Annotated in this window: 10 protein-coding genes; 4 read left to right on the top strand and 6 right to left on the bottom strand. The window is 69.1% G+C overall.

All coding sequences use genetic code 11. The features are described from left to right. Window positions 1–11 precede the first annotated feature (11 nt). The 4 genes from leuS (at window position 12) to holA (ending at window position 6,934) form a co-directional block, all read left to right on the top strand. Window positions 12–2,588 carry a leucine--tRNA ligase gene (gene leuS / locus RWS82_RS06290; RefSeq protein ID WP_314647885.1) on the top strand — a complete coding sequence of 859 codons (2,577 nt, stop codon included), beginning with the start codon at window positions 12–14 and terminating at the stop codon, window positions 2,586–2,588. A gap of 165 nt (window positions 2,589–2,753) precedes the next feature. After that, window positions 2,754–3,446, top strand: a complete 693-nt coding sequence (locus tag RWS82_RS06285) for a ComEA family DNA-binding protein (protein ID WP_314647884.1) — start codon at window positions 2,754–2,756, stop codon at window positions 3,444–3,446. 239 nt (window positions 3,447–3,685) lie between these two features. Beyond that, window positions 3,686–5,890 (top strand): ComEC/Rec2 family competence protein, encoded by a 2,205-nt coding sequence (locus RWS82_RS06280; protein ID WP_314647883.1) that lies wholly within the window; start codon window positions 3,686–3,688, stop codon window positions 5,888–5,890. A 9-nt stretch (window positions 5,891–5,899) separates the two neighbouring features. Next, window positions 5,900–6,934 (top strand): DNA polymerase III subunit delta, encoded by a 1,035-nt coding sequence (gene holA, locus RWS82_RS06275; protein ID WP_314647882.1) that lies wholly within the window; start codon window positions 5,900–5,902, stop codon window positions 6,932–6,934. A 97-nt stretch (window positions 6,935–7,031) separates the two neighbouring features. On the opposite strand, the gene rpsT is transcribed toward holA, so the two are convergent. The 6 genes from rpsT to RWS82_RS06245 all read right to left on the bottom strand — a co-directional run bounded on the left by rpsT (window position 7,032) and on the right by RWS82_RS06245 (window position 13,919). Next, on the bottom strand, window positions 7,032–7,292 hold the full coding sequence (gene rpsT, locus RWS82_RS06270; protein WP_314647881.1) for a 30S ribosomal protein S20: 261 nt from the start codon (window positions 7,290–7,292) through the stop codon (window positions 7,032–7,034). A 106-nt stretch (window positions 7,293–7,398) separates the two neighbouring features. Beyond that, window positions 7,399–8,151, bottom strand: coding sequence for an alpha/beta hydrolase (locus RWS82_RS06265; protein WP_314647880.1), 753 nt, complete (start codon window positions 8,149–8,151; stop codon window positions 7,399–7,401). A gap of 87 nt (window positions 8,152–8,238) precedes the next feature. Beyond that, entirely contained in the window at window positions 8,239–9,945 is a 1,707-nt protein-coding gene (locus RWS82_RS06260; protein ID WP_314647879.1) for an ABC transporter family substrate-binding protein, read from the bottom strand. A gap of 119 nt (window positions 9,946–10,064) precedes the next feature. Then, entirely contained in the window at window positions 10,065–12,008 is a 1,944-nt protein-coding gene (locus RWS82_RS06255; protein ID WP_314647878.1) for an ABC transporter ATP-binding protein, read from the bottom strand. Next, window positions 12,005–12,934 carry an ABC transporter permease gene (locus RWS82_RS06250; RefSeq protein WP_314647877.1) on the bottom strand — a complete coding sequence of 310 codons (930 nt, stop codon included), beginning with the start codon at window positions 12,932–12,934 and terminating at the stop codon, window positions 12,005–12,007. The genes RWS82_RS06255 and RWS82_RS06250 overlap by 4 nt, the downstream gene beginning before the upstream one ends. A gap of 1 nt (window position 12,935) precedes the next feature. Continuing rightward, complete coding sequence (locus tag RWS82_RS06245) at window positions 12,936–13,919, bottom strand: ABC transporter permease (RefSeq protein WP_314647876.1); 984 nt, start codon at window positions 13,917–13,919, stop codon at window positions 12,936–12,938. Between the last annotated feature and the right edge of the window lie 188 nt (window positions 13,920–14,107).

Raw genomic sequence — 14,107 nt, 5'->3', positions numbered from 1 at the left:
TCGTGCGTTCGTTGTCTGAGAACCTGTCCACCGTTCCTGCCGAGGACGAGACGTCGTCGGCGCACGCCATCCAGGCCAAGTGGCAGGAGTACTGGGCGGAGAACGAGACGTTCCTCACCGGCGGCGACGACGACACGCGTCCCCGTCGCTACGTGCTCGCGATGTTCCCGTACCCGTCGGGCGACCTGCACATGGGGCACGCCGAGAACTACCTGTACTCCGACATCGTCGCGCGCTTCTGGCGGCACCGCGGGCACAACGTGCTCAACCCCATCGGATGGGACTCGTTCGGACTGCCGGCCGAGAACGCCGCGATCCGCCGCGGCGCCGACCCCCGCGAATGGACCTACCAGAACATCGCCCAGCAGAAGACGGCCTTTCAGAAGTACGGCGTCTCGTTCGACTGGTCGCGGGTGCTGCACACGTCCGACCCCGAGTACTACCGCTGGAACCAGTGGCTGTTCCTGAAGCTGCACGAGCGCGGCCTCGCCTACCGCAAGAAGAGCGCCGTGAACTGGTGCCCGAACGACCAGACCGTGCTCGCCAACGAGCAGGTCGTCGACGGGCGCTGTGAGCGCTGCGGACACGAGGTCGTCAAGAAGAAGCTGACCCAGTGGTACTTCCGCATCACGGAGTACGCCGATCGCCTGCTCGACGACCTGAACCAGCTCGAGGGCTTCTGGCCGCACAAGGTGCTGCAGATGCAGCGGAACTGGATCGGTCGCTCCGTGGGCGCCGACGTCGACTTCCGCATCGAGGGTCGGGACGAGCCGGTCACCGTGTTCTCGACCCGCCCCGACACGCTGCACGGTGCGACGTTCTTCGTCGTGGCGCCCGACTCCGACCTCGCGGCCGAGCTGGTGGCGGATGCGCCGGCCGGGGTGCAGGAGCGCTTCCGGACGTACCTGGAGCAGGTGCAGAAGGAGACCGACATCTCCCGTCAGGCCACCGACCGCCCCAAGACCGGCATCTTCCTCGAGAAGTACGCGATCAACCCGGTCAACGGCGAGAAGCTGCCGATCTGGGCGGCCGACTACGTGCTGGCCGACTACGGTCACGGCGCGGTCATGGCGGTTCCCGCTCACGACCAGCGCGACCTCGATTTCGCGCGCGCGTTCGACCTGCCGGTGAAGGTCGTCGTCGACACCAGCGCCCCGGTCACCGGAGCGATGCCGGTGATCGAGGTCGACGACGAGGGCGTGCCCATCGACACCGCCGCCGCCCTCGACGAGCAGCACCCCGCTACGACGGGCATCGCGCTCACGGGCGAGGGTCGCATGATCAACTCCGGCGAGCTCAACGGACTGTCGAAGCGCAACGCGATCGCTCGGGCGATCGAGCGCCTCGAAGCATCCGGCACCGGGCGGGCGGCGAAGAACTACCGTCTGCGCGACTGGCTCATCTCCCGTCAGCGCTTCTGGGGCACGCCGATCCCGATGCTGCACACCGACGATGGCCGCATCGTGCCGGTGCCCGAGGAGCAGCTGCCCGTTCGGCTCCCCAGCGTCGAGGGTCTCGACCTGTCGCCGAAGGGCACGTCGCCGCTCGGCGGCGCCGAGGGCTGGGTCCGCACGGTCGACCCCGAGACGGGCGACCCGGTGCTGCGCGACCCCGACACGATGGACACCTTCGTCGACAGCTCGTGGTACTTCCTGCGCTTCCTGTCGCCGAACAGCGACACGGTCGCCTTCGACCCGAAGCAGGCGTCGCGCTGGGCGCCCGTCGACTCGTACATCGGCGGCGTCGAGCACGCCATCCTGCACCTGCTGTACGCGCGGTTCATCACCAAGGTGCTGTTCGACATGGGGCTCATCGACTTCACCGAGCCGTTCTCCAACCTGATCAACCAGGGCATGGTCATCCTCAACGGCGCGAAGATGTCGAAGAGCAAGGGCAACCTGGTGCTCTTCGAGCAGGAACTGCAGGCGCACGGCGCGGACGCACTGCGCGTGGGTCTCGCTTTCGCGGGCCCGGTGGAGGACGACAAGGACTGGGCCGACGTCTCGACGACCGGCGCCCAGAAGTTCCTGGCCCGCGCGCTGCGGATCGCGCGTGAGGTCTCGAGCCCGGTCGACGTGGTGTTCGACGGGGGAGATGCGGCCCTGCGCCGCACCACCCACAAGCTCCTCGCCGAGGCGCCGTCCCTCGTCGAGCAGACGAAGTTCAACGTGCTCGTCGCCCGCCTGATGGAGCTGGTCAACACCATCCGCAAGACGATCGACAGCGGAGCGGGAGCGGCGGATCCCGCCGTGCGCGAGGCCGCCGAGACCGTCGCCGTGATGCTCGACCTCGTCGCCCCGCACACCGCCGAAGAGATGTGGGAGACCCTGGGCCACGAGCCGTCTGTGGGCCTCGTGACGTGGCGGTCGGCCGATCCGGCGCTGCTCGTGGAAGACGCGGTCACCGCCGTCGTGCAGGTCAACGGCAAGGTGCGCGCACAGCTCGACGTGCCGGCCCGCATCGGCGAGGCCGAGTTGGAGGCCCTCGCCCGCTCCGACGAGCGGGTCATCCGCGCGGTCGGCGACAAGGAGATCGTCAAGGTCATCGTCCGGGCTCCCAAGATCGTCAGCCTGGTCGTCAAGGGCTGAGAGTCCGACGAAGAGGCCCGGCCCCCTGCGGGGCTGGGCCTCTTCGTCTGTCCGGGCCGCGGGGTGCGTCGTGTCCGTCCTGCACAGGGTGTTCGGTGTGGGCCTTGCGCACATCGCCCGGCTCTGCTCGTCATCGCGGCGCGGTGCGGTGCCTAGCGTGGACGGATGCCGCAGCCAGACTCGTCGACCTCCTCGCCGGAAGCATCCGTCACTCCCGACGCGCAGGCCCCCGTTGCCGACGGATCCTTCTCCCGACGACGGCGGCTCAGCCTGGGCGCCGGGGTGATCCTCGCCCTGGTCGTGCTCTCCGGGGCCGTCGGCCTCGGCATCCTGCGCGGTCAGGCCGCGCCCGTCGACACCGTCGCGCTCGGAACGTCGTCGACCGCGCATCCGCCGACGGCTGCCCCCGCCGGTGCGCCCGGGGGAGAGCTGTACGTGCACGTGCTCGGGGCCGTCGAGCGGCCCGGACTCTATGTGCTCGACCTCGATGCCCGCGTGGTCGATGCGGTGGCCGCGGCGGGCGGCTCGACCGATCAGGCGGACCTCGCCGCAGTCAACCTCGCGCGCGTCGTGGCTGACGGCGAGCAGATCGTCGTGCCCGTGGTGGGCGCGGCGCCAGCGGTCGAACCGCCGGGGAGCGGAGGCACGGGCGGTGAGACTTCCGATGGCGTGATCGACCTCAACACCGCCGACCAGGCGGCACTCGAGACCCTGCCGCGGATCGGACCGGCCCTCGCCGAACGCATCGTCGCCTGGCGGGACGAGAACGGTCGGTTCCGCTCGGTCGACGATCTGCTGGCCGTGCCGGGGATCGGCGAGAAGCTGCTCGAGGGCATCCGCGACGGCGTGCGCGTGTGAGGGCGCGCGACCTGCGGCTGCTGCCCCTCGCCGGCGCCGCGTGGGGCTCGGCGCTCGTGAGCATCTACGTCCCGGTCTCGGCTTGGCCGCTTGCAGCGGGGTGCGTCGTTGCGGCCGTCGCGTGGCTGACGGTGGGCCTCGTCCGGTCGCGGTCCATTCGCGCGACGGTTGGGGCGGGTGCCGATGGGACGCGATCCGTTCCCGCTGGCACGACCCGCCAGCGCGCGGCAGGGGGACTCGTGCCCGTGATTCTCGCGGCGTGCGCCGCTGTGGCGCTGACCGCCGCCCTCGCCGGCCCGGCGCGGGACGTCGCGGCGGATGACGACGGGCGGGTGATCGAGGTCGTGGCGGAGGTGACCTCGTCGGCGTCGCGCGGGGTCGACGGACGGTGGTGGTTCGATGCGCGAACGGTCGTGATCGACGACGGGGCGAGTCGCGGCTCGACGGCTGTGCCGATCAGGGTGGGAATCGCGCCGACGGACGGCACCGACCTCGGTGCGATGATCCGCGTGCGCGGGCAGGCGCGAGCGACGGCGCCGGGAGAGAGCGCCGCACTCCTTCTCTTCGCGAAGGAGGGCGAGGTCGTTCGTCCGGCCGCGGGCCTCTTCGGGGTCGCGGCGTCGATGCGTGCGCAGTTCCTCGATCGCGCCGTCACGCTGCCGGAACCGGGGGCGGGTCTGCTGCCGGGCCTGGCGGTGGGCGACACGCGTGCGGTGTCCGACGCGCTGGGTGCCGACATGCGCGTCACGGGGTTGAGTCACCTCACGGCGGTCAGTGGGGCCAACTGCGCCCTCGTGGTCGGTGCGGCGTTCTGGCTCGTCGCCCTCTGCGGCGGAGGGCGGCGTCTCCGCGTGGCGGTGGCGGGGGCAGCGCTCGTCGCGTTCGTGGTGCTGATCACGCCCGAACCGAGCGTGATCCGCGCTGCGGTCATGGCGGGCGCGGCGATGCTCTCCCTCCTGCTCGGTCGCCCGAGCGCCGGTGCGGGCATGCTGGCCCTCAGCGCGACCGTCATCCTCGTCGCCGATCCGTGGCTCGCCGCGACGCCGGGCTTCGCCCTCTCGGTCGCGGCGTCCGGAGCCCTGATCCTGCTCGCTCCGGCTCTCGCCACCGGCCTCGGGCGCCGGATGCCGCACCCCCTCGCCGTCATGATCTCCGTCCCCCTCTCCGCACAGCTGGTGTGCGGCCCGATCGTGGCCCTGTTCGCCGAGCAGCAGTCGCTCGTCGGGGTCGCGACGAATCTCGTGGCGGCGCCCGCCGCGCCGATCGCCACGGTCATCGGGCTCCTCGCCTGCCTGACCGGTGCGCTGCCCGGCCTCGCGGACGCGTTGGCGGCGTGCGCCTGGCTGCCGGCCGCCTGGATCGCGACGACGGCCGAAGTCGCGGCGGATCTGCCGGTCGGCCAGTTGGTGCTCGTCCCCGGTCCGGCAAGCGCCACCCTCGTCGCCGTCATTGGAGCAGCTCTCGGCGTCGTGGTCTGCGGGCCGATGTGCGGGCCCGGCACGAAGATGCCGCATGCGGGCGACAGCGACCCGGTGCGGGTCGGCGGGGCTGTCGCGCGACTGGCCTCGATGACCGGACGACTCGCGCATCCGCTCTCGGTCGTGGTGCTGATCATCGCGACGTCGCTGGGCGGTGCGCACCTCGTGCTCACCGGGCCCCTGGCTCCGATGGCAGCGCCGGACGGCTGGTCGATCGCGGCCTGCGACGTCGGTCAGGGCGATGCGGTTCTCGTGCGCTCGGGCGATCGGATCGCTCTCGTCGACACGGGGCCCGAACCCGAGCCGCTCACCGAGTGCCTCCGCGGGCTCGCCGTCGATCACATCGATCTGCTGGTGCTGACCCACTTCGATCTCGATCACGTCGGCGGCGTCGCCGCCGTGCAGGGGCGGGTCTCGCGCGTCGTGCACGGCCCGCCGGGCGAGGAGGACGACGAGCGGATGCTCGAGACGCTCCGCCGGGGAGGTGCCGAGCTGGTCTCCGGGGTGGCGGGCCTGCGGGGCGAACTGGGGGAGGCGCAGTGGAGCGTGCTCTGGCCGCAGAGGGAATCGCGCGTCTTCCCGGCGGGCAACGACGCCAGCGTGGTGATGCAGTTCGAGCACGGCGGGGTACCCCGGTCGATCTTCCTCGGCGATCTGGGGGCCGAGGCGCAGCGGATGCTCGTGCGCGCCGCGCGCCCGGCGGGCCCGTTCGCCGTCGTCAAGGTCGCGCACCACGGCAGCGCCGATCAGGACCCGGGGTTGTACGAGGCGCTGCGACCGACGATCGGTCTGGTCAGCTGCGGAGTCGACAACGACTACGGTCACCCGCGCCGCGAGACCCTCGACCTGCTGTCGGCCGTGGGCGCGCACGTCGTGCGCACCGACCGTCAGGGGCGCATTCTGCTGGGGCAGGACGGAGGGGCGATCACGATCCGGACCGAGTCGGATGTCGGCGGCCCCGACTAGGCTGGGACGATGGCAGCTCCGCGATCGTCGTCTCGTTCCGCGGCGAAGCCTCAGATCCCCCAGGTGTCGTGGCGAGAGCCTCGCCCCGCCCCGATCGTGCTGGTCTCGGGACCCGAGGAGATCTGCGCCGAACGGGCGATCGCCGGAGTGCGCGAGTACCTCCGCGCCGAGGATCCGGCCCTCGAAGTCAGCGATGTGCGGGCCGACGACTACGCGCCCGGCACCCTGCTGTCGCTCACGTCCCCCTCCCTGTTCGGCGAACCTCGACTCGTGCGGGTGTCCGGGGTCGAGCGCTGCTCCGACGCGTTCCTGCAGGAAGCCGTGTCGTACATCGAGCAGCCGCAAGACGGCGCCACCGTCGTGCTGCGGCACACGGGCGCGAGCGTGCGCGGCAAGAAGCTGCTCGACGCCCTCCGCGCGGGTACCGGCGGCGGTATCGAGATCCCCTGCGCGGCGATCAAGCGCGACGGTGACCGGGTCGACTTCGCGGCCGGAGAGTTCAAGGCCGCGAAGAAGCGCATCCAACCCTCCGCCCTCCGCGCGCTGGTCTCGGCCTTCGCCGACGACCTCACCGAACTCGCGGCGGCCTGCCAGCAGCTGATCGGCGACGTCGAGGGCGACATCACCGACGACGTCGTCACGAAGTACTACGGCGGGCGGGTCGAGGTGTCGGCCTTCGTCGTGGCCGACACCGCCATCGCGGGCCGCTATGGCGAGGCGCTCGTCTCGCTGCGGCACGCGCTCGCGTCGGGTGCCGACCCGGTGCCGATGGTCGCGGCCTTCGCGATGAAACTTCGCACGATGGCGCGGGTCGCCGGCAACCGCGAGCCGAGCCGTCAGCTCGCGCAGCGCCTCGGCATGAAGGACTGGCAGGTCGATCGCGCTCGTCGCGACCTCGCCGGCTGGAACGAGCGCTCGCTCGGCATGGCGATCCAGGCGACCGCGCGGGCGGATGCCGAGGTCAAGGGTGCCGCTCGCGACCCGATCTTCGCCCTGGAGCGCATGGTCACGGTCATCGCGACCCGCCAGCCCTTCGGCGAGTGAGGCGCTCCCAGGCGGCCTGACGCGCCTCGACGAGGCGCTCCCCGCGAACGACGAAGGCCCGCCCCGCGAACGGGACGGGCCTTCCGGAAGTCGTAGCTCAGAGAGCGGAGACCTGCTTGGCGATGGCCGACTTGCGGTTCGACGCCTGGTTCTTGTGCAGGACACCCTTGCTGACGGCCTTGTCGAGCTTGGCGGCAGCCTTCTTCAGCGTCGCCTCGGCAGCGCTCTTGTCGCCGGCCGCGACGGCGGCGCGGGTCTGGCGGACGAGGGTCTTCAGCTCGCTCTTCACGGCCTTGTTGCGCTCGTGAGCCTTCTCGTTGGTCTTGTTGCGCTTGATCTGCGACTTGATGTTTGCCACGTGTGGACGCTTTCTGTACGGAGTTTTCTGGGAGTGCCGGCAGCAGAAGAGGGCTGCTGCACGGCGGTCGTGAGGGAAGAACCCACACGCAAGCCAAGAACCGAGTCTACCAGTTGTGCACCCGATCGCGCGAAACGGCCCGCCCGGTCTCCACGGTCGCGATCGCGACACCGAGCACCGCGTTGAAAACTCGGGGGCGCATCGCCGTCACGAGGTGAGTCGTGCGGGGCACGACGATCAGTTCGGCATGCGGGGCGAGGCGCAGGAAGAGCCGCTCGTTCACGCGCAACTGGTCCCACTGACCGTTCACGAACCACAGCGGCACGTCGATGCGCGCGACGGCGGTGGCGAGGTCGAGCGCAGACAGACTGCGCAGCACGGCATCCTGCGCATCCAGTGCGTAGCCGCCGGCCCCGAAGTCGAACCGCGTCTCGACCGGCACCGTGGCTGCGAGCATCCGACGCGAGATCCACAGCCCCTGATCGGGGAGCGCATTCGTCATGCGGGTGATCGCGCGGTACCAGAAGAGCCCGGCGCCCAGGGGCAGCGCGGTGCACGCAGCCGCCACGACGCCGGCGAGCGGCGCGGGCTCGGCGCCCCCGGCATACGCCAGGCACAGCAGGCCTCCCAAGGAGTGGCCCACCAGCACCACAGGGCCGCGTTCACCGGCCGCACGCACGGCGGCGTCGATGGTGCTCAGCGCCTCGTGCAGCGTAAAGTCCTCGCCCATGCGGCTGCCGTGGGCGGGCAGATCGACCGCCGTGTGCGGCACGCCGTGATCGTCGAGCCAGGCGAGCTGCGAACGCCACATGGTCGCGGACGTGCGGATGCCGTGCACGAAGACGAACTGGACGGTCACGTCTCCCACCCTACGAGTCGCCGCGCAGACGACGAAGCGGGGCCGGTGGAATGACCACCGACCCCGCTCCCTGTGTCGTGCGACGGGTTACTTCTCCCAGCCGACGTTCTCGACGGGCTGCACGCCGAAGAGGTCGAGACCCACGTAGGGCTCCGGCGTCAGGTTGGCGAGGCCCTCCTTGACGGTGTAGATCGAGGGACCGTTGTAGAGCGGGATGACGCCCCAGGTCTCCTTGATGATCTCCGGCTCGAGCTTCATCGTGGCGGCGGTCCAGTCCTCGGCCGTCGTCTGCGACTCGACCTCGTCAGCGATCTTCTTGTCGATCTCCGGGGTGCCGGTGGCCGACAGGTTCAGGCCGCTGTCCGAGCAGTACAGCTGGCAGAACCACAGCGGGCCGAACGGGTCGGAGTCCGTGAAGCGCAGCGAGAACGCGTCCCAGTTCTTCGTGCTGAAGTCGGTCGAGAAGTCGGCCGCGGCGCGCTTCTCGATCTTCAGGTCGATGCCGATCGCCTTCTCCTGCTGCTGCAGGGCCTTGGCGAGCGCCTCGATGGTGGGGTCGTCGCTGTGGATCGGGTACACGACCTCGAGCTTGACGCCGTCCTTCTCGCGGATGCCGTCTTCGCCCTCGGTCCAGCCGGCGTCGTCGAGCAGCTTCTTGGCGCCGTCGACGTCGAACTTCAGGCCGGCCTCGGCGAACGAGTCGTTGTAGCCGTCCTGGAAGTCGTACAGGTTGAGCGAACCCGCGGTGGGCTCCTCGTAACCGAGGCCGTTCCAGGCGATCTGCTTCTGCTGGTCGATGTCGATCGCCATGAAGAAGGCCTCACGCACGTCGAGGTCCTGCAGCTGCGGCTTCTCGGCGTCGAGGATCACGATCGTCTTGGCGGTCTGCTGCGAGCGGTAGGTGACGACGTCTTCCATGTCGGCGACCTGCGCGAGGCGGTCCTTCGTGTTGGTGCCGACCATGTCGATCTCGCCGTTCTTGAAGGCGTTGATCGAGGCGGAGGCGTCGAGACCCGTGAAGGAGACCTTGTCGAGCAGCGGCTTGTCGCCCCACCACTTCTCGTTCGGCTCGAACGTGGCGGTCTGGCCGTTCACGTCGTAGTCGGTGAGCTTGTAGGGACCGGCGCCCCACTCGGGGTGCGGGTTCTCGATGAAGCCCTCGTTGAAGATCTCCGGCGTGTTGACGGCGGGGTGCATGATGCCCGTGAGGAACGGCATCTTCGGCCAGGCGAACTCGCCCTGGAACGTCACGATGACGTCCTTCGGGGTCTCGCCGGCGGTGACCGACTCGATCTCCTTGTAACCGTCGGTGGCGTTGGCCTCGTAGGCCTCGTCCTGTCCGCTGTTGGCCTTCCACGTCGCCTCGAAGGCGGTGTAGTCGATGGGCGTGCCGTCGTTCCAGGTCGCGTCCTCGTTGACCTTCATGGTGACGACGGTCTTGCCGTCCTTCGTGCCGATCTCCCACTCGTCGAGGTAGGCGGGGTTGGCCGACACCTCGCCCTCGGCGGACATGAGGAAGACCTGCGGCGTGTACCACGACGCGAGACGCTGCGTGTCGGCGCTGCCGTTGCCGTTGAAGGCGTTCATCTGGGGCGTGATCTCGTTGATGCCGAAGTTGACCTCGCCCCCTTCCTTGAGGTTCTCGCGGGGCTGCGGGTTGTAGTCCGCGGCCTTGGTCTCCTGGGGCTCGTTGCCACCATCGGATCCGCCGTTGCCCGACGCGCACCCGCTGATCGCGAGTGCCAGGGCTCCGCTGAGGGCGACGATTGCCGTCAGCTTCCTGGTGCCTTTCATGGTGCTCCTTTCGCCTTGCGGCGTGTCATAAAGGGGAGGTTAGTTCGCGGTCGTCACAAACGCGCCGGATGCGGTCGAATAATGGAATACCGTTATCGGACCTTAACCGGGGTGAAACGTCAGGACGCCAGCGGCTGCGTGGTCATCGTCTTCGCATCGAAGACGACGCGCTGTCGGGTGCGCTCGATGTCGGGGTCCGGGACCGGGATCGCCGAGAGCAGCGCCTGGGTGTACGGATGCTTCGGCGCATCGAACACCTCGTCGACGTCGCCGTGCTCGACGAACTCGCCGAGGTACATCACCGCCACGCGATCGGCGATGTGACGGACGACCGAGAGGTCGTGCGCGACGAAGAGGAACGACAGCCCGAGCTTGACCTTCAGCTCGTCGAGCAGGTTGATGACGCCGGCCTGGATCGACACGTCGAGCGCCGAGACCGGCTCGTCGAGCACGACGATCTTGGGGTTCGTCGACAGCGCGCGGGCGATGCCGATGCGCTGCCGCTGGCCGCCCGAGAACGCGCCGGGGAAGCGGTCGAGGTGCGCGGGGTTGAGGCCCACCAGATCCATGAGCTCCTGCACGCGCTGATGCGCGTCGGCACGCGATACACCGATCGCGGTCATCGGTTCGGCGATGATGTCAGCCACCGTCATGCGGGGGTCGAGCGCACCCATCGGGTCCTGGAAGACGATCTGGATGTCGCGGCGCAGCGTGCGCTCCTCGCGGCCGTTGCGGATGTCGCCCACGCTGGTGCCGGCGATCACGATGTCACCGTCGGTCTGCTTGGCGAAGTCCATGATCTGCAGCAGCGTGGTCGTCTTGCCCGAGCCCGACTCGCCGACGATGGCCATGGTCTCGCCCTCGCGCACGTCGAAGCTGATGCCCTTGACCGCGTGCACCTCGCCGACCTTGCGCTTGAAGACGGCCCCCTTCATGAGGGGGAACGTCTTGGTCATGTTTCGCACCTCGAGCGTGACCGGGCGCTCCTCCCGCGGAGTGCGGGTGAGGTCGCTCTCGGGGATGATCGGCACCGGGTACACCGGGGCGCCCTGGATGAGCCCGCCGTCCTCGATCTCGTCGGCACGGATGCATGCCGCGGTGTGCGACTGCCCACCGCCGGTCGAGACGGGGAGCAGCTCGGGCTCCTTCTCGAGGCAGGCCGAGACCGCGATCGGGCAGCGATCCGCGAACGGGCACGCGTCCGGCAGGCCGATCAGCAGCGGCGGATTCCCCTTGATCGGGATCAGGGGCTCCTTCTCGCTCTTGTCGATGCGGGGGATCGCTCCGAGCAGGCCGATCGAGTACGGCATGCGGGTGCGGTGGAAGAGCTCTCGGGCCTCGGCGTGCTCGACCGGCTTGCCGGCGTACATCACGATCACGTCGTCGGCCGTGCGGGCGACGACGCCCATGTCGTGGGTGATCATGATGACCGCGGCGCCGGTCTCGTTCTGCGCCTTCTCGATCAGGTCGAGGATCTGCGCCTGGATGGTCACGTCGAGCGCGGTCGTCGGCTCGTCGCAGATGATGAGCTTCGGGTTGTTCGCCATGGCGATCGCGATGACGACGCGCTGCCTCATGCCGCCGGAGAACTCGTGCGGGAACGCCTTCATGCGCTTCTCGGGCTCCGGGATGCCGACGAGGCTCAGCAACTCGACCGAGCGGTCCCACGCGTCCTTCTTCGACAGGCTGCGATGCACCGTGAGCGCTTCGATCAGCTGGTCGCCGATCGTGAACACCGGGGTGAGCGACGTGAGCGGGTCCTGGAAGACCATCGTCATGCCGTTGCCGCGGATCATCGACATCTGCTTGTCGGACTTGCCCAGCAGCTCCTGGCCGTCGAACACGATCGAGCCGGTCACCTTGGCGTTGTCGTCGAGCAACCCCATGATCGCGAGCGACGTGACGGACTTGCCCGACCCGGACTCCCCGACGATGCCGAGGGTCTTCCCGGCCTCGAGGTCGAACGACACGCCGCGCACGGCGTCGACGCGGCCGGCCTCCGACGGGAAGCTGACCCGCAGGTCGCGGACGGAGAGGACGGGGTTCGAGGAAGTGGTGGTCATGCGCGGCCTCCTGCCGCCGAGGTGGGATCGAGCGCGTCGCGCAGGCCGTCGGCGACGAGCGCCATCGACACCGTGAGCAGCGTCAGCGCGGCGGCGGGGAAGTAGAAGACCCACGGTGCGCTCGTGATGGTGTTGGCGCCGCTGCCGATGAGCGAGCCGAGCGAGACGTCGGGGATCTTCACGCCGAAGCCGATGAACGACAGCCCGGTCTCGGTGATGACGGCGGCGACGACGCCGAGGGTGAAGTTGATCACCAGCAGCGAGCCGATGTTCGGCAGCAGGTGCCGGATGACGATGCGCATGCCGCGCACGCCCATGTAGCGCGCGGCGTGCACGTACTCCCGCTCCCGGAGCGAGAGAGCCATGGTCCAGATCACCCTCGCCTGGAAGAACCAGCCGATGAAGATCAGGGCGAGCGAGATCACGCGCCAGTCGCCGCCGGCGCTGTTCGAGATAAGCGCGAGCACGAGGAACGTCGGCACGACCATGAGGAAGTGGATGATGAGCAGCGTCGTGCGCTCCACCAGACCGCCGAAGTAGGCGGCCGCGGTACCGACGAGCGCCGAGATGACGGTCGTGCCGATCGAGACCGTGAGGGCGATCATGAGCGAGCGCTGCAGACCGATCGACACCTGGGCGAAGAGGTCGTTGCCGGCGGGCGTCGTCCCGAACCAGTGCTCGGACGAGGGCGGGGTGCCGAGGTTGAGGAAGTCGAGCTCGATGTGGTCCCAGCGCGCGATCAGCGGCCCCACGATCGAGAAGAGCACGAGCGCGAGGAAGATGAACACCCCGAACACGGCCGGCTTGTTGCGCATGAACCGGCGGTAGTAGAGGGAGAACACGGAGAGGCGCTTGCGCGGGACGGTAGCGGTCGCGGCCGGGCTGTCGGTCTGCGGAACGGCGGGATCGATCATTTCGGTGCTCATGTCAGCTCACTCTCACGCGCGGATCCAGCACGACGACGGCGATGTCGGCGAGGATCGCGCCGATCGCCGTGAGGACCGCGCCGAAGGCGGCGATCGCCACGACACCGTGGACGTCGTTCTTGCCGATCGTGTCGACGAAGTACTTGCCCATTCCGTTCCAGCCGAAGATCGTCTCGGTGAGGATCGCGCCGGTGAAGACGGTGGGGATGGTGAAGGCCAGCTGCGTCGCCACCGGGATGAGCGACGGACGCAGGGCGTGCTTGCGGATCGCCTGCTGCTTCGTGAGGCCCTTGGCCCGCGCGGTGCGGACGTAGTCGGCCTTGATGTTGTCGAGCAGCAGCGAGCGCTGGAGCAGGTGGTAGTTCGCGTAGCCGGTGATGACGAGCGCGATGGTCGGCAGCGTGAGGTGCTGCAACTTGTCGATGATGTAGGGGAAGAAGCCGTCGACATCCTTGCCGCCGGCCCCGGTGACGTAGAACACCCGCACGCCGACCCACTCGTTGAAGGCGATCGCGAGCAGCACGATGCCGAGGGCGGCGACGACGATCGGCACGTTCATGGTGACGATGGAGGTCGCCTGGCCGATCCGATCGCCGAGCTTGTACTGCCGGGAGGCCGTGTACACGCCGAGGCCGATGCCGAGCACCGCGCCGAGGATGGTCGCACCGATCACGAGCTCGCCCGAGATCCACATACGGTAGGCGATCTGGTCGTTGACCGACTGGCCGACGGGGCTCTGGCCCCAGTCCCAGTGGAACAGGATGTTGCTGAACCAGGTCCACCAGCGCTCCAGCAGCGGAACGGTGTCACTCAGGTTGCGCGGCTCGAGCATCCGCGTGATCTCCTCGGGGGAGAGCGGCGGGCGGCGTCCGACGTAGTTGCTCCGCGGATCCAGGAACGCCCAGGCGAGGAAGTAGGTGACGTTCGTCGCGACCACGATCATGAGCACCCAGCCCAGACCTCGTCGCAGCAGATACTTGATCAAGGGCGGTCGTCTCTCTCCTCACAGCCGCAGCGGGATCGCCGGAGCGGCTCTGATCAATCGTGCTTCTACGCATCCCGGCGCCTCGTCGCGCCTATCAACGTATTGGTATACCAAACAGCGTACGTGCAATCGGGTCAGAGTACGCGTGATACTGAGTGCCATCGGCCAGGCCGAAGACCTGGGCGACA

The sequence above is a fragment of the uncultured Microbacterium sp. genome, from assembly GCF_963528945.1.
In the GTDB taxonomy this organism is placed as follows: Bacteria; Actinomycetota; Actinomycetes; order Actinomycetales; family Microbacteriaceae; genus Microbacterium.
Note: the sequence above shows the minus strand (reverse complement) of the source record. Positions and strands in the feature narration are given on the sequence as shown.

Coding starts and splice junctions, on each gene's coding strand:
- RWS82_RS06285 (WP_314647884.1), top strand. CDS start 2,754: ATGCCGCAGCCAGACTCGTCGACCTCCTCGCCGGAAGCATCCGTCACT.
- holA (WP_314647882.1), top strand. CDS start 5,900: ATGGCAGCTCCGCGATCGTCGTCTCGTTCCGCGGCGAAGCCTCAGATC.
- RWS82_RS06260 (WP_314647879.1), bottom strand. CDS start 9,945: ATGAAAGGCACCAGGAAGCTGACGGCAATCGTCGCCCTCAGCGGAGCC.
- RWS82_RS06255 (WP_314647878.1), bottom strand. CDS start 12,008: ATGACCACCACTTCCTCGAACCCCGTCCTCTCCGTCCGCGACCTGCGG.
- RWS82_RS06250 (WP_314647877.1), bottom strand. CDS start 12,934: ATGAGCACCGAAATGATCGATCCCGCCGTTCCGCAGACCGACAGCCCG.